1 protein-coding gene is annotated in these 682 nt (G+C 40.2%); it reads right to left on the bottom strand.

Going from position 1 to position 682, the window contains the following annotated elements; genetic code table 11:
- Positions 1 to 682: DDE-type integrase/transposase/recombinase (locus F7888_RS23180; RefSeq protein WP_225228970.1), on the bottom strand; the 682-nt coding region annotated here is incomplete at both ends.

Raw genomic sequence — 682 nt, 5'->3', positions numbered from 1 at the left:
TTCTGGATTTACAACAGGGACTTTACCTTCTAAAGCCGCATGTGGCCTTAGGAAGTTAAAGTAAGCCACAAACAAGGTGACAAAAGAGACTGATCCTTGTTCCGAGCCAAATCCATGGGTTGAACGATAATTACCTTTAAATGTTCGATTGAGTCTTTCAATAATCTGTTTTAATGGTCTGTATTCAGTTGAAACAGGGTCTTCATTTGTAAGGCCAATTACTTGCTTCACATCAAACGAAATGTCATGTTGTGCGAAAAAGTGTTGAGCTAGAAGATAGATTGGATTTCCATCTACTACGAAAGTAAGATCTTCTGGGATCTCTTTCATCTTTACTAAAACTTCATCTATTGCACGTACAGCTGTTGCTGTATCTCGATTAGGAGACACTGGATAAGAAAGAATAATCTTCTTTACTGCGTCAAAAAAGAAAAAGAGATAATGCCAGCGACCGCCAACTCGGATGTATGTTTCGTCACCACAGAACTGATCAGAAAGCTCATACGGATAGTAATCCACATAAGGCTTAAGCATAAGAGCCACGCTGTTTTCGTAGTTCAAAATCGTCTGATGCGAAATAGCCACACCATGAACATCCTGCATAATGGCAGCTGTCCTACGGGCCGAAAGGCCGTAGTTAACATGGTAGGTTAATATCAATCCTAATGTATGTGGTGAAGCA

Origin of the sequence: Litchfieldia stipae (genome assembly GCF_014837155.1) — a bacterium.
Taxonomy (GTDB): domain Bacteria; phylum Bacillota; class Bacilli; order Bacillales; family Bacillaceae_L; genus Litchfieldia.
This window is presented reverse-complemented; position numbering and strand designations above follow the sequence as displayed.